24 protein-coding genes are annotated in these 23,228 nt (G+C 67.6%); 4 read left to right on the plus strand and 20 right to left on the minus strand.

Annotated features, from left to right (window positions below; genetic code table 11):
* Positions 1-49: 49 nt before the first annotated feature.
* The 8 genes from Q0053_RS05825 to lepB all read right to left on the minus strand — a co-directional run bounded on the left by Q0053_RS05825 (position 50) and on the right by lepB (position 9,218).
* Complete coding sequence (locus Q0053_RS05825; protein WP_298097330.1) at positions 50-1,162, minus strand: alkaline phosphatase D family protein; 1,113 nt, start codon at positions 1,160-1,162, stop codon at positions 50-52.
* Positions 1,163-1,241: 79 nt separating this feature from the next.
* On the minus strand, positions 1,242-3,587 hold the full coding sequence (locus tag Q0053_RS05830; RefSeq protein WP_298097332.1) for a TonB-dependent receptor: 2,346 nt from the start codon (positions 3,585-3,587) through the stop codon (positions 1,242-1,244).
* 181 nt (positions 3,588-3,768) lie between these two features.
* Positions 3,769-4,500 (minus strand): DNA repair protein RecO, encoded by a 732-nt coding sequence (gene recO, locus Q0053_RS05835; RefSeq protein ID WP_298097333.1) that lies wholly within the window; start codon positions 4,498-4,500, stop codon positions 3,769-3,771.
* A gap of 52 nt (positions 4,501-4,552) precedes the next feature.
* Entirely contained in the window at positions 4,553-5,509 is a 957-nt protein-coding gene (locus Q0053_RS05840) for a nuclear transport factor 2 family protein (RefSeq protein ID WP_298097336.1), read from the minus strand.
* Between the two features lie 86 nt (positions 5,510-5,595).
* Positions 5,596-6,780, minus strand: a complete 1,185-nt coding sequence (locus tag Q0053_RS05845; RefSeq protein ID WP_298097338.1) for a serine hydrolase — start codon at positions 6,778-6,780, stop codon at positions 5,596-5,598.
* Between the two features lie 49 nt (positions 6,781-6,829).
* Complete coding sequence (era, locus tag Q0053_RS05850) at positions 6,830-7,777, minus strand: GTPase Era (protein WP_298097341.1); 948 nt, start codon at positions 7,775-7,777, stop codon at positions 6,830-6,832.
* Complete coding sequence (rnc, locus tag Q0053_RS05855; RefSeq protein WP_298097342.1) at positions 7,774-8,490, minus strand: ribonuclease III; 717 nt, start codon at positions 8,488-8,490, stop codon at positions 7,774-7,776. The genes era and rnc overlap by 4 nt, the downstream gene beginning before the upstream one ends.
* Positions 8,490-9,218, minus strand: coding sequence for a signal peptidase I (lepB, locus tag Q0053_RS05860; RefSeq protein ID WP_298097346.1), 729 nt, complete (start codon positions 9,216-9,218; stop codon positions 8,490-8,492). The genes rnc and lepB overlap by 1 nt, the downstream gene beginning before the upstream one ends.
* A gap of 279 nt (positions 9,219-9,497) precedes the next feature.
* Between lepB and Q0053_RS05865 the strand changes: the two genes are divergently transcribed.
* Positions 9,498-10,004 (plus strand): hypothetical protein, encoded by a 507-nt coding sequence (locus Q0053_RS05865; protein ID WP_298097351.1) that lies wholly within the window; start codon positions 9,498-9,500, stop codon positions 10,002-10,004.
* Between the two features lie 5 nt (positions 10,005-10,009).
* Here the strand turns inward: Q0053_RS05865 and acpS are convergent, their stop codons facing one another.
* From acpS to folK, 6 genes are all read right to left on the minus strand, one after another.
* Positions 10,010-10,411 carry a holo-ACP synthase gene (gene acpS, locus Q0053_RS05870; protein WP_298097354.1) on the minus strand — a complete coding sequence of 134 codons (402 nt, stop codon included), beginning with the start codon at positions 10,409-10,411 and terminating at the stop codon, positions 10,010-10,012.
* Positions 10,411-11,175, minus strand: a complete 765-nt coding sequence (locus tag Q0053_RS05875; protein WP_298097355.1) for a pyridoxine 5'-phosphate synthase — start codon at positions 11,173-11,175, stop codon at positions 10,411-10,413. Before Q0053_RS05875 ends, acpS begins: the two co-directional genes overlap by 1 nt.
* A 3-nt stretch (positions 11,176-11,178) precedes the next feature.
* The gene (gene pyrE, locus Q0053_RS05880; RefSeq protein WP_298097356.1) at positions 11,179-11,766 is read right to left on the minus strand and encodes an orotate phosphoribosyltransferase; all 588 of its coding nucleotides are present in this window, start codon (positions 11,764-11,766) and stop codon (positions 11,179-11,181) included.
* 39 nt (positions 11,767-11,805) lie between these two features.
* On the minus strand, positions 11,806-13,992 hold the full coding sequence (locus Q0053_RS05885; protein WP_298097357.1) for a bifunctional (p)ppGpp synthetase/guanosine-3',5'-bis(diphosphate) 3'-pyrophosphohydrolase: 2,187 nt from the start codon (positions 13,990-13,992) through the stop codon (positions 11,806-11,808).
* Positions 13,993-14,093: 101 nt separating this feature from the next.
* On the minus strand, positions 14,094-14,453 hold the full coding sequence (gene rpoZ, locus Q0053_RS05890; protein WP_298097358.1) for a DNA-directed RNA polymerase subunit omega: 360 nt from the start codon (positions 14,451-14,453) through the stop codon (positions 14,094-14,096).
* Positions 14,454-14,538: 85 nt separating this feature from the next.
* Positions 14,539-15,057 (minus strand): 2-amino-4-hydroxy-6-hydroxymethyldihydropteridine diphosphokinase, encoded by a 519-nt coding sequence (gene folK / locus Q0053_RS05895; RefSeq protein ID WP_298097359.1) that lies wholly within the window; start codon positions 15,055-15,057, stop codon positions 14,539-14,541.
* A gap of 357 nt (positions 15,058-15,414) precedes the next feature.
* Here folK and Q0053_RS05900 point away from each other — a divergent pair, with 357 nt between their 5' ends.
* Together Q0053_RS05900 and Q0053_RS05905 are read left to right on the plus strand one after the other, a co-directional pair.
* Positions 15,415-16,059, plus strand: a complete 645-nt coding sequence (locus Q0053_RS05900) for a uracil-DNA glycosylase (RefSeq protein ID WP_298097675.1) — start codon at positions 15,415-15,417, stop codon at positions 16,057-16,059.
* 131 nt (positions 16,060-16,190) lie between these two features.
* Entirely contained in the window at positions 16,191-16,406 is a 216-nt protein-coding gene (locus tag Q0053_RS05905; protein ID WP_298097360.1) for a hypothetical protein, read from the plus strand.
* 1 nt (position 16,407) lies between these two features.
* Here Q0053_RS05905 and smpB read toward each other — a convergent pair whose 3' ends face one another.
* Both smpB and dapA read right to left on the minus strand, forming a co-directional pair.
* Positions 16,408-16,878, minus strand: coding sequence for an SsrA-binding protein SmpB (smpB, locus tag Q0053_RS05910; protein WP_298097361.1), 471 nt, complete (start codon positions 16,876-16,878; stop codon positions 16,408-16,410).
* On the minus strand, positions 16,878-17,762 hold the full coding sequence (dapA, locus tag Q0053_RS05915) for a 4-hydroxy-tetrahydrodipicolinate synthase (RefSeq protein WP_298097362.1): 885 nt from the start codon (positions 17,760-17,762) through the stop codon (positions 16,878-16,880). Before dapA ends, smpB begins: the two co-directional genes overlap by 1 nt.
* 116 nt (positions 17,763-17,878) lie before the next feature.
* Here dapA and Q0053_RS05920 point away from each other — a divergent pair, with 116 nt between their 5' ends.
* Entirely contained in the window at positions 17,879-19,966 is a 2,088-nt protein-coding gene (locus tag Q0053_RS05920; protein WP_298097363.1) for a transglycosylase SLT domain-containing protein, read from the plus strand.
* Here the strand turns inward: Q0053_RS05920 and Q0053_RS05925 are convergent.
* From Q0053_RS05925 to Q0053_RS05940, 4 genes are read right to left on the minus strand one after another with little or no spacing between them, the layout of a single operon-like run.
* Complete coding sequence (locus Q0053_RS05925) at positions 19,915-20,712, minus strand: ABC transporter ATP-binding protein (RefSeq protein ID WP_298097365.1); 798 nt, start codon at positions 20,710-20,712, stop codon at positions 19,915-19,917. The two genes, Q0053_RS05920 and Q0053_RS05925, sit on opposite strands and share 52 nt — an antisense overlap.
* Positions 20,709-21,698, minus strand: a complete 990-nt coding sequence (locus Q0053_RS05930) for an iron ABC transporter permease (RefSeq protein WP_298097367.1) — start codon at positions 21,696-21,698, stop codon at positions 20,709-20,711. Before Q0053_RS05930 ends, Q0053_RS05925 begins: the two co-directional genes overlap by 4 nt.
* A complete protein-coding gene (locus tag Q0053_RS05935; RefSeq protein WP_298097369.1) occupies positions 21,695-22,504 on the minus strand; it encodes an ABC transporter substrate-binding protein in 810 nt (269 codons plus the stop codon). Before Q0053_RS05935 ends, Q0053_RS05930 begins: the two co-directional genes overlap by 4 nt.
* Positions 22,501-23,133, minus strand: a complete 633-nt coding sequence (locus Q0053_RS05940) for a TetR/AcrR family transcriptional regulator (RefSeq protein WP_298097371.1) — start codon at positions 23,131-23,133, stop codon at positions 22,501-22,503. Before Q0053_RS05940 ends, Q0053_RS05935 begins: the two co-directional genes overlap by 4 nt.
* Between the last annotated feature and the right edge of the window lie 95 nt (positions 23,134-23,228).

The raw sequence follows: 23,228 nt of genomic DNA on the forward strand, positions 1-23,228 counted from the left end.
CGGTCCCGGAGTCTAGGGTCCCGGCGCCCTAAACCCACACCCCGTCGCGTCAGCCCACGGCCAGATCACCGACCCGGATCGCCTGCTCCAGCCGGACCCTGCCGTTGACGTCCCGAATCTCGGCCAGCACCGTCGGGCCCTCGCCGCCCCAGCCGACCGTCAGCAGCCCGAAATTCTGGTCGCGGAACACGTCGCCGACCCTCAGGGCATTCGGCGGGGTTACCGGCCAGACCTCGGTCAGGCCTGACGAGGTAATGTCCCAAAGCGGATATGGGGTGTTGACGTCGAGCCGCGAGATTTCGCCGTAATGGGTGTCCCCGGACAAGCAGATCAGGCCGTCGGCCTTGCGGTCACGGATGGCGGCGATCAGGCGCTGGTGATCGTGGGCGAAATTGATCCAGCCTTCCCAGCCGGCGAAATCGGCGAGGACCTGCAGGCTGGAGCCAAGCACACGCACGTCAGCCGGGACCGACAGCTGCTCTTCCAGCCAGCGCCACTGGGTCTCGCCCAGCTGGGTGGCCGTCATGTCGGGATTGCGGGCATAGGGGCCCGGCGTCGGCTCCCCGGCCTCGGCGCGTTTCCGGACCCAGGCTTCATAGCCCTGGTCACCGAGTTCGAGCGACAGCAGCGGGGTCCGGTTCCAGCGCAGGTCAGGCAGGATGATCTGGACGCGCCGTCCCGGCGGTCCAAAGACATGGGCGGTATAGATGCCGTCGCGTGTCCGCCGCGGGCTGTCGGCCGGCGCTCCGAAGAAGTCCAGAAACTGACGGCGGCTCTCCTCCTTCATCGGGTAGTCGGCGCCGGCGTCATTCTCGCCGAAATCATGGTCGTCCCAGGTGGCCAGGATCGGGATCCCGCTGGCCTTCAGCCGCTGGAATCCCGGCTGGGCGGCCAGCTCGGCGTATTTCCGGCGCATCACGGCCGGGTCGCGGGTGTCGAGATAGACATTGTCGCCGAGGAAGATGAACAGGTCCGGCCGGGCGGCCAGCACGGCGTCCCAGATCGGCTGGGGCTTGTCGCTCTTGGCGCAGGAGCCGAAGGCGATCCGGGTCAGGGTGCGGTCGCTCTGCGAATGGGGATCGGGCTCCGCGCGAACGCTACCCGCGATCAGACCGGCACCCACGGTTCCGGCCATCAGGCCACGTCTCGAAAGTCTGTTCATGTCACCATCTCCGGACTGAAAAGGGAGACGGGGCGCACCATCATGATGCGCCCCGTCCTTGAACGCTACTGGCAGGCGATCAGAAGCTGCGACGCAGGGTCACGAAGGCCTGACGGGGTGCGCCCGGCAGGAAGGTCTGACGACCGGCCCCGTTCTGGAAGCCGCCCGAACCGACCGTCGAGATGTGGTCCTCGTCGAACAGATTGGTCACGTTGAACTGGACTTCCGTCCCGTCCAGCCAGTCGCCGCGATCGTTGAAGCGGTAGCCGGCGGTCAGTTCGAACAGGGTGTAGGCCTCAACGGACTCATCGTTCAGGTAGCTGGAGAAACGCTCGCCGGTGTAGGCCGCCGCGACGGTGCCGTAGAGGCTCCCGTCATCATAGGCCAGTTCGGCGCGTGCCAGGGTCTCGGGCGTGTTGACCACGGACTTGCCGGCGGTGGCGGCGACCAGGGCTCCCGTGCCGTCACGAACGTCGTCCTCATAGGTCGAGTCGTTGTAGCTGAACGAGCCGAAGGCCGACCAGCTGTCGGTGAAGGACCAGACAGCGGCGGCTTCGAAGCCGCGGCTCTGGACCGAACCGACGTTCTGGATGCCGTTGCCGAGACCCAGGATCGGGGCACCGAGCGCGACGCCCAGCAGGCGGTTCTCGAACTGCACGTCATAGACGGCAACCGAGCCCTGCAGCTGCTCGAAGCGGAAGCGCCAGCCGGCTTCCACCGTCTTGGAGCTTTCAGGCTCGAGGGTCGTCCGCAGGGCCGCGAAGCCCGCCGCCGAGGCCGAGAACGGGCCGCCGGTGTTCGAGGATTCATAGGCGCGGAGGTTCTCGGCATAGGAGGCGAACAGCTGGTGATCGCTGTCGAGGTCCCAGGCAACGCCGACCTGGGGCAGGAAGCTGTCTTCTGCCTTGATGGTCCCGGTCTTGTTGGGGCCGGTCACGGTCGTGGCCGAGTTCTCGACGCTCAGCGACTTGAAGCCGGCATTGACGGTCAGGGCCTCGGTGACCGACCAGCTGTCCTGCACATAGAACATGCGGGTCTCGGTCTCGAAATTGTATTCCCACTGGGTGAAGAAGGGATTGGCCAGGAAGTCGAGCGAGTCACGGGTATTGGCGGCGCGAGCCAGGCCGTAGAAGCGACGGGCCTGGTTGAAGTCGTTGTTCTCGGTCCAGAAGCCGCCCTCGATCTCGTGATTGCCCACGGTCAGGGTGGCCGAGCCGATCACACCGCGACGCTCGATGTCATATTCGGTCGTGCGGATCGAGATCGGGCTGGGCACGGCAATGGCGGCACCCGACTGGTCAGGCGCGCCGACCGGGGTTGCGAGATAGGGGGTCCACCACAGGCCCTGGCCTTCGTTGTTGTGGCCATAGCCGGTCAGCGAGACCTCAAGGTTGTCGGTGACCGGGTAGGTCAGGGTCAGGGCACCCAGGGTGTCGTCGCGCAGGCCCGAAGCGTCGAAATAGGCGTCATCGATGCAGCGCGCGCCACCGACATAGGCATTGGTGCCGGTGCCACCGCCCAGCACCGCGCAGTCGCCGCCGGGGTTGGCCTGATAGATCGCCGCATTGGTGACGGCGTTGGCATAGTTGCCGGAGTTGTTGTCCCAGTCGCGACCCAGGCGACGGATCTGCTCCAGCGACATGTCCTGGTAGTCGTTCTCGCGGCGTTCCGAGCTGTTGAGGAAGCCGGTGATCTCACCGCGACCGATGGGCTGGACCAGGCTGAAGTTGATCTGCTGCTGGTTCTGCTCGCCGATACCCTTCCACTTGTCCATGCCGTGATCGACGAAGGACAGCGACATCGCTGTCCCGGCCGGGCCGAACGCCCCGGTGTCGAGGCGGATGAAGCCCCGCATCGTGTCTTCGCTGCCGAAGGTCCCGGCGACGTCGAGGCCGAACATGTCGGCGGGGCGGCGGCTGACGAAGGCGACCGTGCCACCCAGATTGCTGCTCGAAGCCGTGCCGAGCGCGCCCGAACCCTGGGCCACGTTCACGCGGGCGACGTTCTCCGAGATGATGGCGCGCGAGATGTGCAGGCCGTTGTGGTTGCCGTAGCTCATGTCACCCAGCGGCACGCCGTCGAGGGTGAAGCCCAGCTGGTTCTGGTTGAAGCTGCGCAGCACGATGCGCGCGGACCATTCATAGTTGCCGAAGGGATCGGCCGACTGGAAGCTGACGCCCGGAAGGCGCTCAATGGCCTTCAGCGGGCTGGTGCCCGGGGCTTCGATCGCAATGGCGGCTTCGCTGATCGAGGCCTGCTGGCGGCTCTCGCCGAGGCCGAAGACAACGATCTCGTCGAGCGCGGCGACCGGATCATCCGGCTCCGAAACGACGGCTTGGGCGAGGGCGGGTGCCGAAGTCAGCATCACGCCGCCGATAGCGAGCGCGAGCGTCGAAACGCCCGCCAAAAGACGATGGTTGTTCATGGTTGTCCCCGAAGATCGTTGTCGTGCCTGTGCACGCGGGAACGGCTTATGGTTGCAGGACAACAGTCCGGAGACAGGTCAGCGGCGGTTCCGTGAAGGCCGCCGGTTCCGTCAGTTTAAAAGCCCTCCGTGGCCTGTCAGCACCGCTTGGTCCGCAGGCGTTGCATTTGCCACGCAGCCGTCACAGCCTTCCGGCCTCGCGCAGCTTGTCGATCATCCATACCCGTGCAGGTGGTATCGGCCGGTTCTGGGGGTGGAAGACGAACTGTTCGAGGAAATGAGCGGTCAGGTCGAGGCCCGCCCCGACATCCCCCTCGCCCAGCCCGGCCTGGGCCCCGAGCATGAACGGCGGCAGCTTCAGCAGCTTGTCGGCATAGGGGGCACCCGCGTCGGCGCTGACCGCACGGCCGGTGCGCGGGCTGACCCAGATCAGGTCGTCCATGGTCCCGCTGACCGCGCAGCGCGACAGGTCGAGGCCGAAGCCCAGGTCTTCCAGCAGGCCAGCCTCAAACCGAACGAAAATCGCGGGCCAGACGTCCGGCAGGGCGAAGGCGGACATCAGCGCCTCAAAGGCGAGGAAGGCACCCGGATGCGGCTCCCGCTCCGGCAGGGACCCTTGCGCCACTGCGGCGGCGGCGGCGAGGCCGGTCAGGGCCAGCGGATCATCGAACAGGGCACTGGGCCCCTCCCCGACCGGCTCCAGCCTGGCCGATCCGAGATGGTCCGAGGTCCGGGCCTTGTAGTCAGCCACCACGCGCGCGCCGGGCTGAAGGAAGGGCTTCATCTTGCGGGACGCCCCGCCCGCGACATAGGCCGCGCGCCGGCCGTGCGCCTCGGTCAGCAACTCGACCACCACCCCGGTGTCGCCATGGGCGCGGGCAGACAGGACGAAGGCGTCGTCGGTGAAATCCATCCGGCGGTGTTAGAGGACTGTGCCGGGGTTGGCCATATGTTCCGGTTCCCCGTTACTGCGCCGCCGCCCTGATCCGCGCCGTCATGTCCCGCGCCAGGGCGTTGGGGATGGGGAAGGTCAGGGCATAGAGGGCGATCCGCCAGCGGCCGTCGTCGCCCCGTACCAACACGCCGGTGCCCCGGCTGGTGCCGTAGGACTGGCTATCCAGGGCCTCGTCGAACCAGACCACGCAGCGGCAGTCCAGCGGCGCGAGGGTCAGGGACCGCGAACGGGGGGTATAGGTCCAGCCACGGCCACGGTTGAAATACGGCTCGGCATAGGCGCGGAACTCGGCGATCGACCAGTGCTCGGTCACATCGGTGCCGATATAGGTCGCGTCCGGTGTGAACAGGTCGAAATAGGTCGCGCCGTCGGCTCTCGACGCGGCGCCGTGCAGGGCATCCAGCACGGCGGCGGCGGCTTCTTCTTCGGGGGTGTCGGCTACCTCGCCCGGTGCATCCGAGATCGGCGTGGCCGCTTCAAAGGCCTTGATCTCCGCCGTCATGCCATTGGCGAGATCATTGGGGATCGGATAGCTCAGCGCGTAGCGCAGCACGCGCCAGGTTTCGCCGTCGCGGACCAGCAGGCCCTCGCCGCGCGCCGTGCCATAGGTCGCGCTGTCCAGCACCTCATCGAACCAGGCCACGCAGGCGCAGGGATCCGGGGCCAGGGTCACATGGCGCTGACGGCCGGCATCCCGGGCCGAATAGACCCAGCCCTCGCCCCGGGCGAAGACCGGTGCCGCGAAGCCGAGAAAGGCCTCCCGGTCCCAGCGTTCGGAGGTCTCATTGCCGACCCAGACCAGGCCCGGTGCCAACCGGTCCGCCCAGGCCACCCCGTCGGAGCGGGCGGCGGCGGCGTGCATGGCCTCAAGCGCCGAGGCGGCGGCCGCTTCCGGCGACCCGCTGCGGGACGTTGCAGGGTCGGGAACGGAGAGGGCGAGCGCGGCGGCGGCGGCGAAAGACAGCATGGCGAGCTCCGGGGTCAACCGCATCAGCCTAACCCCGGGCGCGCGGAATGGGCGAGCGGTTTGTGCCGCTCTCCGATCGAGGAGCCCTAGCGACCCATGGCCGTCGGGAACGGTCGTCCCAGAGCCTCGGCCACCCCCTGCTGCGACAGCAGGAAGACCGCGTCGCGCTGGTGATAGTTGTTCGACAGGACAATGACGGTGATGTCCTGATCCGGCTGATAGGTCATCAGGTTGCGGAAGCCCGACCAGCTGCCGGTATGGAAGATCTGCCGGTCCATGAAGGCAGGCGATACGCGCTGGCCGATACTGTTGGTGAAGACGCCGAAGCCCCAGTCGCGGCGCGGCCGCCCGCGTTCGGGCGGGGTCGACCCGGGCGCATGGTCGGCGATCATCATCGCATGGCTGCGCGGGCTCAGCAGATGGCCATGATGCAGCGCCCGCTGCCAGACCAGCAGATCGTCGAGCGTCGAATAGAGCGCCCCGGCTCCCACGATGATGCTGACATTGGCGTCCGGCTGGGGTGACGGCCCGCCGCCGCCGAGGTTGGCATAGCCCATGACCACGTCAGAGGCCCCGTCGTCATAGCCGGTGTCGGCCATGCCGAGCGGCTCGAAGAAGGCGGTGCGCAGATAGGTGTGCAAGGGCTTTCCACTGGCCTTCTCGACCACGGCACCCAGCAGATTGTAGCCGGCGTTGTTGTAGCGAACCTTGGTTCCCGGCGGGAACTGAAGGCCATATTGAGCGGACTCCGCGGTCAACTCCGCCATGGTAGCCGGTGTAACGCGGCGAATGCCCCAGCCGGGCCGGGCCATCAGATCCGGAATGCCGGAGCTGTGACCCAGCAGATGACGGAGTCGGACCGGCCCCCAGGCCGCCGGACAGGGCTGGATCCATTTGCACAGGGGATCATCGACCGACAGAACGCCCTCGTCCTGCAACCTCAGCACAGCGGCGGCGGTGAATTGCTTGCTGACCGAGGCGAGGCGGAACCGGGAGTTCAGGGCCAGCGGCGTGCCGAGGCTCCGGTCGGCAAAGCCGTGGACCTGCCGGAACAGCACCTCATCGCCCCGCGCGACCAGCACGCCCCCGGTGAACTGGCCCGAGCGGCCCCAGCGATTGAGCTGTTCTGACAGCAGCGGCAGGGACTCGACCACCACGAGCGGCGGGCGCGGCGGAACCGGCTCGGGTGCCGTCGCCTCCTGACCGGGCCGGACCATCGGCCAGGCCACGAGGCCCGCAATGAGCACGACGAGGATCGCAATGACGGCCATCGCCAGCCGGGGATGTGCCCCGGATTTTCTGGGAACCTCGAACAACGGTCTAGACGTCGAAATCCAGCCCGAACTGGGCATAGAGAGCTCTCGAGTCCTGCCATTTCGGGTCGACCTTGACCGTGATGAACAGGTGCACGGGCCGATCCAGCAGTTCGGTCAGTTCCTCGCGTGACTTCTGACCGATCCATTTCAGGGTCTGGCCGCCCTTGCCCAGCACGATGGGCCGCTGGCTCTCGCGCTCGACATAGATGATCTGTTCGATCCGCGCCGAACCGTCGGCCTTGTCCTCGAACGCCGTGGTCTCGACCGCCGCCGAATAGGGCAGTTCCTCATGGACCCGCAGATAGACCTTCTCGCGCGTGATCTCGGCCGCCAGCACCCGCATCGGCACGTCGGCGGACTGGTCCTCCGGATAGAGCCAGTGGCCCGCGGGCATCGACCGGGCCAGCCGCTGCTTGAGGTCCTCAACCCCGTCGCCGCTCAGGGCCGAGATCATATAGACCTCGGAATAGACGCCGGTTTCGAACAACGCATGCGACAGGGCCAGCAGGGTGTCCCGGCGCATGCCGTCGATCTTGTTCAGCGCCAGGATGACCTGGGTGTTCGAGGCCTTGAGGTTGGCGATGATGGTCTCGGTGTCCTCGGCCGAGCGCCGGTCGGCGGCCTGGCCCTCCTTGCCCTCCGAGGCAATATGGGAGGCGGCGTCGATCAGGTGCACCACGACATCGGCGTCCGAGGCCCCGCCCCAGGCCGAGGCGACCATGGCGCGGTCCAGCCGGCGGCGAGGCGTGAAGATGCCGGGGGTGTCCACCAGCACGATCTGGGCATTCCCCTCGATCGCGATGCCACGCACCGGGAAACGGGTGGTCTGGACCTTTTGCGTGACGATCGAGACCTTGGTCCCGGTCAGCCGGTTGACCAGCGTGGACTTGCCCGCATTCGGCGCGCCGATGATGGCGGCAAAGCCGGCCCGCTGGTTTTCTGTATCGGTCAAATCACGCCTTCACGCTGCAGCAGGCCGATCGCGGCCGCCTTCTCCGCGTCCTGACGCGAACGGCCTTGTGCGGTCAAGGGCGGATATCCGGCCACGCTGGCTTCGACGGTGAAAGTGGGGGCATGGTCCGAGCCCTTCCGCTCCACGATCCGGTAGGCCGGCAGGGGCTTTCCAAGCCCGAGCGCCCATTCCTGGAGGGCTGATTTCGGATTGGTGAGCGATTTCTGCGGCGGGGCGGACAGTTCGTCCTTCCAGGCCGTGTCGAACACCGCACGGACCGCATCGAAGCCGCCGTCCAGCCAGACGGCCGCCAGCAAGGCCTCCATCGCGTCACCCAGCACACCCTCGCGCCGCCGCCCTCCCTGTTTGGCCTCACCCGGGGACAGCCGCATGGCATCACCGACCCCCAGGGCCTCGGCCACGCGGGCGCAGGCGGCCTTGTCGACGAGCGCATGAAGACGCGAGGACATCTCGCCTTCGTTGGAGCCGGGAAAGTCGCGCACCAGCCGGTCTGCGACCAGCAGGCCCAGCACCCGGTCGCCCAGGAACTCAAGCCGCTGGTTGTCGGCGAACGGGCGGCCACGCGCATCGCGCTCGGCCCCCTCCCCCACGCTGGCGTGCGTGAGGGCGAGGTCCAGCAACGCCGGGTCCCGGAAGTCATGGCCGAGGCGACGGCGGAGCGCCTGAACAGCCTCGGCCCTTCGGTCAGCCATCAGTTGAGAACTGTGAAGAACCGGCTCGGTTGGACCTTGGTGAACCAGGTGACCGGATTCCACAGAGAGGCACCGGGCTTCCAGGAGAACAGGATGATCTCGGCCTTGCCGATCAGGTTCTCGGCCGGGACGAAGCCCACGCCGACCGACTGGTCATAGCGGCTGTCCTGGGAGTTGTCGCGATTGTCGCCGATCATGAAATAGTGGCCCGCCGGAACCTCGAACACCGGAGTGTTGTCGGACATACTGCCGGGGCCCCAGTCCTGGATGTTGATCTCACGGCCCCCGGGCAGGGTTTCGCGCAGCTTGATGGTCTGCTGGGTCCCGTACAGGGTCTGGACATCCTCGCGGCTCAGCTCGACATCGCGGACCGCAGTGCCGTTGATGAACAGCACATTGTTGATCATCTGGATGCGGTCGCCCGGCAGGCCGATCAGACGCTTGATGTAGTCCGTCTTGTTGTCGCGCGGCAGTTTGAACACGACGATGTCGCCACGGCTGGGTTCCTGGCTGACGCCCGGCAGCATGATGCGGCCCTCGAAGACCGGCGGGCTGAACGGGATCGAGTGTTTCGAATAGCCGTAGCTCCATTTCGACACGACGATGTAGTCGCCCTCATAAAGGTTCGGCTCCATCGAGGCTGACGGAATGGTGAAGGGCTGGAACAGCACCACACGCAGCACCAGGGCGATCAGCAGGGCGAAGAAGATCGTCTTGATGATCTCCATGGTCTCGCTGCCGGAGCCTCCCTTGGATTTTTGCTTCTTGCCGGAGCCGCGGGCATCGGCCGGGGTCGAACTGACCTCTTCGAACGGGGCGTCGCCGGAGTCGCTCCAGACCGCCGGCTTCGCTGCGGCGGCCGCTGCGGCCCCCGCGACAGCTGCGGCGGCGACCGGAGCCGCGTGGTCATCATGACCGTGAGCCGGGGCGGCATGTCCATGGTCGTCGTGACCATGGGCGGCAGGCGCTGCGTGTCCATGATCGTCATGACCATGACCGGCGGCTGAGTGTCCGTGATCATCATGACCATGCGCAGCCGGCGCCGCATGTCCGTGGTCGTCATGCCCATGGTCGTCATGCCCGTGGTCGTCATGCCCGTGGGCAGCGGGCGCTGCGTGTCCATGATCGTCATGACCATGACCAGCGGCTGCGTGCCCGTGATCATCATGACCATGTGCAGCCGGCGCGGCATGGCCATGATCGTCGTGGCCATGGGCCGGTGCGGCGTGGCCGTGGTCATCGTGACCGTGGGCTTCGGGGGCGGCATGGCCGTGATCGTCATGGCCATGATTGTCGTGGCCATGGGCCGGCGCTGCGTGGCCGTGGTCATCATGACCGTGATCGGCAGCGGCTGCATGCCCGTGATTGTCGTGGCCGTGGTCGTCGTGACCGTGACCCGCGTCGTGGCCGTGTCCCCCGCCATGACCGTGATCGTCGTGCGGCTTGTGCTCGTCGCTCATTGTGAATCTATCCCCCAGCCGCTGTCCGCGGTCTTTGCGGCGAAATCGGTATAACGTGATTAAGATATCGGCAAGGCTTCGATCACCACGAAGGCAAGTGCATAGGGGTGCTCGTCACTGAGCGTCAGATGTATCCGGGCTTCATGACCGGCTGGTGTCAATCTGGCGAGGTGTTCGGCGGCATGTCCGGTCAGCGCCAGGGTCGGTTGGCCCGTGGGCAGGTTCACGACCCCCATGTCGCGCCAGTAGACGTCCCGCCGCATACCGGTGCCCAGGGCCTTGGCACAGGCCTCCTTGGCCGCAAACCGCTTGCCGTAGCTCCAGGCCGGGTCGGGCTTCCGGTCTGAACGGGCCCGTTCGATATCCGTGAAGCACCGCTGTTTGAAACGGTCACCGAACCGGTCCAGCGAGGTCTGGATCCGGCGAATGTCACACAGGTCCGTACCGACCCCGATGATCATCAGAGCGCAGCCGGGGCGCGGGCGTCGTCCATCAGGGCCCGCATGCGGGCGATAGCCGGACCCAGGCCGACGAAAATCGCCTCACCGATCAGAAAATGGCCGATATTCAGTTCAGCGACCTCGGGTATGGCGGCAATCGCCTGCACGGTTTCATAGTCGATCCCGTGCCCCGCGTGGACCTCAAGACCCAGGGCGGCGGCATGGGCGGCACCCGCCCTGAGGGCAAGGAGTTCGCCTTCCGCCTCTTCGTCCCGGCCTTCGCGCACGGCGTCGCAATAGGCGCCGGTGTGCAGTTCGACCACGGCTGCGCCGGTGCGGTGGGCCGCGTCGATCTGGTCGGGGTGGGCGCCGATGAACAACGAGACGCGCGCCCCGGCCTCATTCAGCCGGGTGACGAAGGGGGTGATCCAGTTGTGGCCGCCGACGACATCCAGTCCGCCTTCAGTGGTCCGCTCCTCCCGCTTCTCGGGCACCAGGCAGACGGCATGGGGCCGATGATGCAGGGCGATACCCAGCATTTCCTGCGTCACGGCCATCTCGAGGTTCAGGGGCCGCGACTGGTCGCGCAACAGGCCGGACAGGCTGGCGATATCCGCGTCGGAAATATGCCGGCGGTCCTCACGAAGATGGGCAGTGATGCCGTCGGCTCCGGCGGCCAGGGCCTCCTCAGCCGCCCTTACAGGGTCTGGATACTGCCCACCGCGCGCATTCCGCACTGTGGCCACATGGTCGATATTGACGCCAAGCCTCAACCGCCCAGCCATCCCTCAGGCCTTTGCCAGCCGGCGGCTGCCGGGGTCCTCGACCGGCAGGGCGGCCAGTTCGGGTGGCAGGGCGTCGGCGGGATAGGCCGGGACGTCCAGCGTTGCCAGAGCCACCAGTGGCACACCGACATCGGCCCGTCCGCCCGACCGGTCGACGATACAGGCCGCTGCGACGACGGTTCCGCCGGCCGCCCGGATGGCTGCGATACATTCGCGCGAGCTCAGTCCCGTGGTGACGATGTCCTCGACCATCACAACCTTCTGGCCCGGCTCGACATGGAAACCGCGGCGCAGTCTGAACTCGCCGCCCTCACGCTCGACATACATCGAAGGCACGCCCAGCCAGCGCGCGGTCTCATAGCCGGGGATGATGCCGCCGACCGCAGGTGAGATGGCCACATCAACCGGCCCGACTGTCGCTGTGATCTTCTCCGCCAGCGCCTTGCAAAGGCGCGCGCACCGCGCCGCGTCCATGAACACCAGGTTCTTTTGCAGGAACACGGGGCTGTGCAGGCCTGAGGACAGCACGAAATGGCCTTCGCGCAGGGCGCCGGCACCGCGGAATTCGTCGAGTACGTCGTCTGAGGTCATACAGGGTGTCATAGCGGCCGCGACCGCTGCCGCAAGAGCCTAGCCCCGCGCCCGGTCGACGGTGTCCACCGAGGGATTGGTGCGAAGGGCGGCCATGATGGTGGTGGCATGTTTGGCGTCCTCGACTTCCATATCGATGTCGACGTCGAAGAAGTCCTGCTGGCGATGGCTCATGACCAGATTGATGATGTTGCCGCCGGCCTCGCCGATCAGGGTCGTCACCTGTCCCAGAACGCCGGGCGCATTCTTGATGGTCGCACGGATACGGGCTGCGGCGACGGCCCCCTGCTCCGCCTGGGGCGTCCATTGCAGGTCCTGCCAGACCGAATCGTCATCGGCAAAATCCGCCAGCTGCTGGCAGTCGATCGTATGCACCGTAAGCCCGGCCTCCGGCTCGAGGATGCCGACGATCCTGTCCCCGGGAACCGGCGAGCAGCAGTGGCCGAAATGGACGCTGATACCCGGTGTCAGTCCACCGCCACGCACGAACAGGCGCGCCTGTTCATCGGCGATCCGCCTGCGACCGGGGCCGGCCTTGAGCCGACCCTTCAGCGACGGGAACAGGGTCTCGCCGACCTTGGCCGCTGACACCCGCCCGCGTCCGATGGCCTCATACAGGTCATCCTCGGATGCGAAGGCGAAGGTCTCCAGAATGGCCTTCAGGGACACTTCGGCCAGGGCCTTGCCGGCGCGCGACAGGGTTTGCTCCAGGGCCGCGCGGCCCAGTTTCTGGAACTCGCCGCGCTCCGAAGTGCGGATATGCCGGCGGATCGCCGACCGTGCCCGCCCCGTGATGGTGAGCGAGCGCCAGTCAGCGGGAATCTCCCGCTTGGCTCCCCGCACGATCTCGACCACGTCGCCGTTCTGCAGCTGGGTCCGCATCGGCTTGAGCTCGCCATTGATCTTGACCCCCACCGCCGTATCGCCGACCTCGGTGTGGACCGCATAGGCGAAGTCCAGCGCCATGCCGCCGCGTGGCAGGGTGATCAGGGATCCCTTGGGCGTGAACACGAACACCTGCTCGAGATACATCTCCAGCTTGGCGTGCTCGACCCAGTCCTCCCCGCCCTCGCCGTGCTCGATCACCTGCACGAGGTGGCGCAGGTTCTGCAGCGGATCCCGGCCGCCGTCCTGCTCCATGGCCTCCTTGTCGAAACCATAGGACTTGTTCTTGTAGGCCCAGTGCGCCGCGACCCCGTCCTCGGCCACCCGGTCCATCGCCTCGGTCCGGATCTGCATCTCGATGCGCAGACCCGACGGTCCGACGACGGTCGTGTGCAGGGAGCGGTAGTTGTTCGACTTGGGTGTGGAGATGAAGTCCTTGAACCGCTCGGGCACCATCGGCCAGGCGCGGTGGATGACACCGAGCGCCCGGTAACAGTCGTCCTCGGCCTCGACGATGACCCGGAAGCCATAGATGTCGGACAGGGACGAAAACCCGACAGACTTGCGCTGCAGCTTGCGCCAGATCGAATACGGCGTCTTCTGCCGGCCGAACACCTGGGCCCGGACCCCGGCCTCCCGCAGCACCCGCTCGACCTCGCGCGACACGCCGTCGATGGCGCGCCCGTGCTCCAGCTTCAGCGCCTCCAGCCGCCGCTCGATCGCGGTCCGGGCCGTGGGGTTCAGATGCTCGAACGCCAGCTCTTCCAGCTCGGAGGCGATCGAATGGATGCCGATCGACCGTCCCAGAGGGGCATAGACCTCCAGCGTCTCCCGGGAAATGCGCTCGCGCTTCTCCGGCTTGACGTATTTCAGCGTCCGCATGTTGTGCAGACGGTCGGCCAGTTTCACCAGCAGGACGCGCACGTCCTTGGAGATGGCGAGGATGAATTTGCGCAGGTTCTCGGCCTGGCGCGTGTGCTCGGCCTGAAGCTCCAGTCGCGACAGCTTGGTCACGCCCTCGACCAGAGAGGCGACCTCCTCCCCGAACCGCTCGGCGATGTCGTCGCGGGTGGCGGAGGTGTCCTCGACCACATCGTGCAGCAGGGCGGTGACGATGGTCGCCGTGTCCAGCCGGTAGTCGGTCAGAATGCCCGCCACCTGGATCGGATGGGCGAAATAGGGATCGCCGGAGGCCCGCAACTGCGAGCCGTGCATCTTCATCGCGTAGACATAGGCGCGGTTCAGCAGGGCCTCGTCCGCAGTGGGATCATAGGCGCGCACGGCCTCGACCAGTTCGAACTGGCGCAGCACCCTGGAGCGGGGATGGGGGTCCGGGTCCACATGGGGACGCGGCCCGCCGGGATCATTCAGATTGGCGGGTTCAGGCGTCGGCGCGGGCTGCCGCGCCGGCAGTATGGTGATACCGTTGGCGGATTCCGCCGTCAGTAGCGTTCCTCCTGCCCGCCGTCGCGGTCGCTCTGCAGCGCGCGGATCAGCTCGGCCTCGGCCATGTTCATGTGCTGGGGTTCAGCCAGCAGGCCCACGATTTCGGCCTCGTCCTCGGCTTCCGTGCGCTCGTCGACGCGTTGCAGGGCCACGATGACCGTCTCGCGCAGGTCTTCCGGCACCACAGTCGAGTCGGCCAGTTCACGCAGGGCCACGACGGGGTTCTTGTCGTTGTCCCGATCGATGGTCAGCGGCGCGCCGTTGGCGATGGCGCGGGCGCGGTTGCCCGCCAGCAGGACCAGTCCGAACCGGTTCGGCACCTTCTCGATGCAGTCTTCGACAGTGACGCGAGCCATGAATATCCTCGGGCGCGGGGGGAGAACCGCACAAACTATAGTGTCAGGCCGAATTGTGCAACGCCGCATGGGCGGGAATGAGGCGTCAGCGCAGCGGAGCCGCGTCTTTTCCGACCGGAGCCGACCCGGCCAGCGCCTCCGCCGTCTCCCCGTCCGGATGCACCCACCCCGGCGCAATCTCCGCCAGCGGCCCCATGACGAACAATCGATGTGCCGCCCGCGGATGCGGCAGGATCAGGCCGTCGAGGTTTCCCGTCGTCCGGCCATAGGCGATCAGATCAAGGTCCAGGGTGCGCGGCGCATTGGCGGCGCTGCGCTGCCGTCCGAATGCCGCCTCGATCCGGCCCAGGGCCTCCATCAGGGCCTGCGGATCATGGGCCGTTTGAACGATCACCACCCCGTTCAGGAAAGGTGGATCGTTCGGGTCAGGCCAGGCCGCCGACCGCCACCAGGACGACCGGGCCACCACGTCGATCCCCTCGGCCCGGAACCGCGCCAGCGCCGCCTCCAGCGCCTCGCGGCAGTCGCGCCAGACCCCGCGGTCATTGCTGCCGAGGGCCACGACAATGGCGTCGTCCAGCTGGGCTGCGTCGCGGACAAGCATTCCTGTGGGGCCACTTTCCATGACGACCTGGTTCGACCCAACCTATCGCTATGCTCATCGACGAAGAATTTTCGATCGCCTTAACGCCTCCAGTATTGCATGGCTCGCGGCGCGGGCGAACAGACGTCACCGTTGGCAGTTTGCGCACCTGACGCCCTCTCCCGTTGGGAGAGGGCTTGAACGCACGGCGGCGTAGCCGTCGTCCTTGCGTGAAAGGGTGTGGGTCGATCATCGGCTATCGGCGAAGCCGCGTCGCTGTTCCGGGCGGCGGCTTACGCCGACGGAATCGGCCGACCCACATCCGGCGCTTCGCGCCACCTTCTCCCAACGGGAGAAGGAATCGTGGAATCTGACCCGATGATCACCCCTTGTCCCTCCGAACCGCCCCGCGACTGCCCGCTCTGTCCGCGTCTGGTGGAATATCGCCGCGAGAACCAGCGCCAGAACCCCGGCTGGTTCAACGGCCCGGCCCCCTCGTTCGGCGATCCCGGGGCCCGACTGCTGGTCGCGGGCCTGGCGCCCGGCCGTACCGGTGCCAACCGCACCGGCCGCCCCTTCACCGGTGATGGTGCGGGCCTGATCCTCTATGAGACCCTGCTGAAGACCGGCTTTGCCACCGGCCAGTACGAAGCCCGGCCCGACGACACGCTCCGTCTGGTCGACTGCATGATCACCAATGCCGTCCGCTGCGCCCCGCCCGGCAACAAGCCCCTGCCGACCGAGGAGACGACCTGCCGCCCGTTCCTCACCGCCCGTATCGCCGCCCTGCCCCGACTCAAGGTCATCGTCACCCTCGGCGACGTCTCACGCCGCAATGTGCTGAAGGCGCTCGGCCTGCCCGGCTCGGCGGCCGCGCCCGGCCACGGCGTTGAGGCGGCGCTGGGCGGCTATGTGATCCTGAACAGCTATCACTGCTCCCGCCTAAACACGAACACCGGCCGGCTGACCCCCGCCATGTTCGAGGCCATCTTCCGGCGTGCCCGGGAAATCATCGAATCCTGAGCGGAGAACACTCGCCTCCCCGGCGAGTGTTGCTCTCGAGCAACCCGAATCACCCGGCACCGGGTGTAGCGTCCAGACCCAGGAGCAGTGCTGCGTACCTTGCGTTGATCGTTCAGCTTTGGAGGGCTGTGATGCGTGGGTCGAACGGGGTCTTTTCACCCCAGGAACGGAAGACGGCGCTATGGGCGCTGCTGATGGCGGGCCTGATCGCCGCCATGGGCATGGTGATCCAGCAATGGAGCCAGCCCTCGGTCGGCCCTGGCGGTGCCGAGTCCTATATGACCGCCCCGCCCCCCGGCGTCATCGACGCCCAGCCGGTGATCGACCTGGGCCAGCCACTGGGCTGATCTACCCCCGGTCCTTCATCAGCCGGGCCTTGTCGCGCTGCCAGTCGCGCTGGGCCGTGGCCTCGCGCTTGTCGTGCAGCTTCTTGCCCTTGGCCAGGGCGATCTCGATCTTCGCCTTGCCCGCCTCGTTCAGGTAGAGCTTGACCGGAATGATGGTCTGGCCGTCGCGCTGGACAGCCCCGATCAGCTTGTCGATCTGCTTGCGGTGCAGCAGCAGCTTCCGGTGCCGGCGCGGCTCGTGGTTGAAGCGGTTGGCCTGTTTGTAGGGCGGGATGTCGGCGTTCACGAGCACGATCTCGCGCCCCTCCACGGCCGCATAGCTCTCGGCGATATTGGCCCGGCCGTCCCGCAGCGCCTTGATCTCGGTGCCGAGCAGCATGATGCCGGCCTCGATATAGTCCTCGAGGAAATAGTCGAATTTCGCCCGACGGTTCTCGGCGATGATCTTCATTTTCGGCGCCGTGGAAGCCATCAGCCGATGCCTGCCTCTTCCATGGCGCGGTCGATGGCGGGTTTCACGGCGTCGGCCGTCGGCGCGAGCGGCAGCCGGATCTCCTCGCTGCACAGGCCCAGCCGCGCGAGCGCATATTTGGTCGGGGCCGGCGAGTTATCGAGGAACAGCGCCTTGTGCAGGCCGATCAGCCGGTCCTGCCAATCACGCGCTGTCGCATAGTCGCCCGCGGCCGCGGCCTCGTGCAGGGCCACCATGGCCTCCGGTGCGACGTTGGACGTCACCGAGATCACGCCGACGCCGCCCTGGGCATGGTAGCCGGGATAGCTGGGATCATCCCCCGAGATCAGGTCGAACTGGCCGCTGATGTTCGCCCGCATCCAGCTGACCCGCGAGAGATCGCCGGTCGCGTCCTTGATGCCGACGATGTTCGGATGGGCCGCCAGTCGGGCCACCGTCTCGTTCGCCATGTCCACGCCGGTCCGGCCGGGCACATTGTACAGCAGCAAGGGAAGCTGGACGGCCTCGGCGATCGCCTCGAAATGCAGCGCCAGCCCCGCCTGCGAGGGTCGGTTGTAATAGGGGGTGACGATCAGGGTCCCGTCGGCACCCACCGTCTTGGCGAACCGCGCCAGTTCGATCGACTTTTCGGTCGCAGACGCTCCGGCCCCGGCGATGACCCGCGTCCGCCCGGCGGCGACCTGGACACACAGCTCCACCACCCGCTTGTGCTCATCCAGCGACAGCGAAGCGCTCTCGCCCGTCGTGCCCATCGGCACGACGCCGTGGATGCCTGCGGCGATCTGGCGTTCCAGAAGCTGCGTGAAGGCGGCTTCGTCCACCTTTCCGTCACGAAGTGGTGTGATCAGGGCGGTGATCACGCCCTTGAACAAGGGAGCGGTCATTGAGACAGTTGGTCCTGCGTGGAAAATCGGGGCGACAGTCGCCGGATAGGTCAGCGTGGGAGGGTAGGTTGCCGGTCGCCCAACCGCAACCGCGACGCATGGAGATCGGACAGGTCATGATCATTACCAGCCTGGCGGCCGCCCTGGCCCTTCTCGGCCCCGCGCCCGAGGCCCTGATTCGCCAGGAAGTCCCGTACAGCGCCGTGGTCCCGGGTCCGGTCAGCAACCAGCCGCGCCTGCTGAACGATCAGGACACGGCTCTTTTCCGTCAGGGACTGACCGCCGCGCGTGCGCGGGATATCCCGGGTGCCCGCAACATCGCCGCGCAGATCAGCGATCCCGTCGCCCGCAAACTGGTGGAATGGGCCCTGCTGGATACCTCGGCCGACCAGATGCCGTTCAGTGACCTCGCGGCCGCCCGCCCCGCCTTCGCCGGCTGGCCCCGGGCCGAGAGCCGCAACGCCGCCGCCGAGCGGGCCCTCGATCGTGCCTCCGTGGCCCCCGACGTCGTCATCGACCTGTTCGGCCGCAGCGGCCCCACAACAGTCCAGGGTGTCATCGCCCTGGCGGACGCCCTCGACCAGCGCGGCCGGTCGGACGAAGCCCGCCGCCTGATCACCGACTGGTGGCGCACCCGCTCGTTCGATGAGGCGACCCAGACCCGCATCCTGACCCGCTGGGGCTCGAGCCTGACCCAGGCTGACCACGAAGCCCGGCTGAACATGCTGCTGCTCGGTCCGCACGGTCCGGCCACCCGCGCCATGGTCCAGCTGGTTCCGGCAGACCGCCAGGTCGTCGCCAATGTCGTCATGGATCTGCGCACCGCCTACAGCCCGGACGCCATTGTCGCCAATCTCAGCCCGACCCAGGCGCTGGACCCGGCCGTGGCCCTGGAACGCGTCCGCATTCTGCGCGCACAGAACCGCCAGTCCGAGGGCTTCGCCCTGCTGCGCGCCCTGCCCGCGGCACCGTCACACACCGAGGGCCAGAACACCCTGTGGAGCGAACGCCGCAACTATTTCCTCGATGCCCTCGAGCGGCGCGACAGCCAGGCCGCCTATGATGCCATGGCCGGGCACGGCTTCCCCGCCGGCGAGCGCAAGGTCGATGCGGAATTCTTCGCCGGCTGGGCGGCCCTTGTGAAGCTGAACGACCCGGCCCGTGCCGCGCGTCATTTCGAGGCCCTGCGCCAGATGTCCTCGACGCCCATCACCCAGGGCCGCGCCCTCTACTGGCTGGGTCGCACCGCCGAGGCCGAGGGCAACACCCCCGCCGCCATCCAGTACTATCGGGACGGCGCCCGCCATATCCAGACCTTCTATGGCCAGCTGGCCGCCGAAAAGGCCGGCCTGACCACGATCAGCCTGCCCGCCGATCCGGTCCCGACCGAGACCGAGATCGCCGCTTTCCAGGGCCATGAAATGGTCCGTGCCCTTCGCATCCTGGGCGAGACCGGCGAGATGAGCCTGTTCCGCGTCTTTGCCTATCAGCTGGATGACGACCTGCCCGGACCCGTTGAACTCGCCCTGCTGATGGACCTGTCGCGCAGCTATGGCGAAGGCTTCACCGCCATGATCGTCGGCCGGGCCGCCAGCCAGCGCGGCTTCCTGATGCCCGAGCGCCAGTATCCGGTCCGGATCCCGCCCTCCGTGGCGGGTGCCGCGCCGCTGGAGTTCACCCTGGCCATCACCCGGCAGGAATCCAGCTTTGACCCGCGCGCCCGGTCCCACGCCAATGCGCGCGGCATGATGCAGTTCCTGCCCGCCACCGGTCGCAGCGTCGCCCGCCAGCTGGGCATGCCCTATTCAGACGAGCGGCTGTACGACGCCGACTTCAACATGACGCTCGGCAGCTTCCATCTCGGCGACCTGACCAATGATTTCGGTGGATCGATGCTGCTGACGACGATCGGCTACAATGCCGGTCCCGGTCGTCCCCCGCAGTGGATCGCCCGCTGCGGCGACCCTCGCGGCGGCACCGTTGATCCGGTCGATTTCATCGAGTGCGCACCGTTCACAGAGACCCGCAACTATATGATGCGAGTCATGGAAAACATGCAGGTTTATCGCGCACGCCTGAACGGCGGCTCGACCACCCTGACCCTTTCGTCGGACCTGCGGCGCGGCACCCCGGCGGGGCCCCGCCCCTACAGCTATGCCGGTGAAGAGGGGCTGCAGACACCCGCCGCAGAACCGTCCGAATAGCGGCCGATCGACAGTAGCGGCCCGTCCGGCCCCTCGATCCAGCAGGACGACAATCCGAACACCTGGGCCATGACCTCAGGTGTCAGCGCCGCCAGAGGTGGCGCATGCGCTTCGACCCGGCCGGCATTCATGACCACCACCCGGTCCGCAAACCGCGCGGCAAGGCCCAGGTCATGAAGGCTGACCAGCACCGCCTGCCCCGCAGCGGCCCGCGCCTTCAACCGCTCCAGGACCATCAGCTGTGCCTCGGGATCCAGCCCGGCGGTCGGCTCATCGACCAGCAGCGCCCTTGCCTCCGTGGCGAGCGAGCGCGCCAGCAGCACCCGCGCCCGCTCTCCACCGGACATTTCGGCGACGCCCCGGTCGGCGAGATGCCCGGCCTCAACCTCGTCCAGCACCGCGCGCGCCCGCTCCAGCGCGTCAGCCTCTGCGAGAAAGGGCGCGCCGAGCGCGGCAACCTCGACCGCCGGCAGGTTCCACGCGATCCGCGGTTCCTGCGGCAGATAGGCCACCCGACTGGCCCGCACCCGGGCTGACAGGGCTGCGACGGCGTCCCCGGCGAGCTGTGCCTGTCCACCCGTCAGCGGCAACACCCCGGCCAGGGCCCGGATCGCGCTTGATTTACCCGCTCCGTTCGGACCGACCACAACGACCAGCTCACCGCCGTCCACGGCGAGGTCAACGCTGTCCAGCACCGTCCGTCCGCCCAGCCGCGCCGTCGCGCCAATCAAGGCAAGGGCGGTCACAGTCGCCACTCCCGCGCCGCGCGCCAGGCGATCATGGCGAACAGGGGGGCACCGACGAGGGCGGTGAATACGCCGAGCTTCAGCTCCTGATCCGTCGGGGTCATCCGCGCCAGCAGGTCCGCGATCACCAGCATCAGCCCGCCCGCCAGCGCCGAGGGCAGCAGAAGCCTGCCCGGATCACCGCGCACGGCGCTACGCACCAGATGCGGTGCCGCCAGGCCGACAAAGCCGATCACACCGGCCACCGCCACCGCCGCCCCGGTTGCCAGCGCCGTGGCCGCCAGCGCCAGCAGTCTCAGCCGCGCCATCGGCAGGCCCGAGGTCCGGGCCGTCTCCTCCCCGAGGCTCAGCATCCGCAGGCCGGGGGCGGACAGGGCTGCCAGCGCGCCTGCAACCAGCACCGCCGGGGTCACCCAGGCGACGTCGATCCAGCTGCGGTTCTGCACCGACCCCAGCAGCCAGCCCATGACCTCGGCACTGGCGATGGGCGATGGAGACAGGTTGAAGATCAGGGCCGTGGCCGCACCCGCAAAACTGGACACCGCCACACCGAACAGGATCAGGGCCTCCGGCGACCGCACGCGCGCCGAGAACAGGATCAGCAGCCCTCCGGCCAGACAGGCCCCGATCAGGGCCGCGACCTCCACCGCACCCGGCACCGCTGCGGCACCCAGCACGATCGCCGTAGCCGCCGTCAGAGCCGCCGAGGCGGAAACACCCAGGACCCCCGGATCGGCGAGCGGATTGCGCAACAACCCCTGCATCACCGCACCCGACAGCCCCAGCGCGGCCCCGACCATCAGCGCTGTCGCCACGCGTGGTGCGCGGACCTGCCACAGCACCTCCGCGGGGCCCGAACCGGGGTCGGCAAAACCCCGACCCAGCTGCGCCATGCCGAAAGCGGTCTCGCCCAGCAGGATTCCCAAGGCTGACGCTGCCAGAATCAGACCGACGAGGACCCATGTGAGCCGGGAGGGTCTGATCATCGTAGGGTCTTCAGCAAGGCCGCCGCGTCCGCCGCAAACCAGGCCGGACAGGTCAGGGCCGCCGCCGGCAGCCGGGCCACCACACGCCCCCTCGCCGCCCCCTGGACCACCGGATGGCGCCCCGGCCCGCGCCAGTCGGCCCGCACCTGATCAAAGAACCCCAGCACGAACAGGGCTGGCGGATACAGGGCGATCCGCTCGACGCTGACCGGTGCGAACCATGGTCCCGCCGCCGCATTGGCGAAGCCGGCGGCACCGAGGATCGCATCCACCAGAGTGCCCTTGCCCGCCGTGAAACCGCCGGCGGTCAGATATAGCGCCGAGGGGCGGGGGCCGGCCGGCCCAGGGGCCGCCTGCCGCAGCGTGGCAGCCATCCGCGCCGCCAGCGCCTCGCCACGTTCCGGGACACCCAGTCCCTGAGACACTGCATCAATATTGTTCTCTATGCCTCTGAACGTATTGGCATCGGTGATCGTCACGACCTGAACGCCCGACGCCTCAAGCCGGGCCAGCAGTCGCGGCTCCCCACCCCAGTAGCGGACCACCACATCGGGCCGGAAGGCGATGGCGGCCTCCAGGGTCGGGCGCACGCGCCGGTGACCCGCCGCGGCATCGCGCATCCAGGCGTCGGGGTCATCGGCGCGCGGCGAGAGGGCCAGTTCAGCATCGGGCCTCAGGGCCAGCACATATTGATCTGCGCACTGATCCAGCGCCATCACCCTCAGCGGTCGGGCCTCAACGGCACCACCCGCCAGCACGAACGCACCGGTCAACGCACCGGCCAACACCCCGGCCAGTCGCTTCACGGCTTCAGCAGGCCGGCGAACAAGCCCTCGAGCAGGGTGGTCACCAGCGCTTCCCGCTCGACCCAGTCGAAATACGGTTTGGTGATCACCAGCGACACCACGCCGTGGCATCCTGCCCAAAGCGCCTGGGCCGTTGAACGGGCATCCCCCCGCAGCAAACCCGCCGCCTCGGCGTCCTCGACCACGACCTCGAACGACCGGTAAAGGTCACCGCCGAGTTCCTGCGCCACCGGAAGAGCACCGTGCTGCAGCGCCACCGGCCGGCTCATATAGATGAGGCGGTAGGCGTTCGGATTGGCGAAACCGAAATCGACATAGGCCCGCAGCATGCGGCGCAGACGGACGTCGGGACGGTCGGAGCCGGCCAGGATCGCCTGATTCATCTCCAGCAGGGCCGCGAACGCCTGACGGCAGATCTCGTGCAGGATCTCGCCCTTCTCGGCGAAATGCATATAGAGCGCCGTCGAAGACAGACCGACCTCGTCGGCGATCTTGCGGATGGTCGCGCCCTCATAGCCGTGCTCGACGAAGATGCGTTCGGCGGCGGCGAGGATCTCCGCGCGGCGCGCATGGCCCTCCCCTTTGGGCTTGCGCCGGGAGCGCAGGGTCAGAGGGCTGGCGAGGGTCACGCAGGAGGCTCCGGTCGTCCACGCCCTGAATAGCGGTAATCCGCTGTTCGCGCCAATCACTTGCCCTGCGCGAACCTCGAAGATAACCTTTGGTA

Origin of the sequence: Brevundimonas sp., assembly GCF_027487935.1 — a bacterium.
In the GTDB taxonomy this organism is placed as follows: Bacteria; Pseudomonadota; Alphaproteobacteria; order Caulobacterales; family Caulobacteraceae; genus Brevundimonas.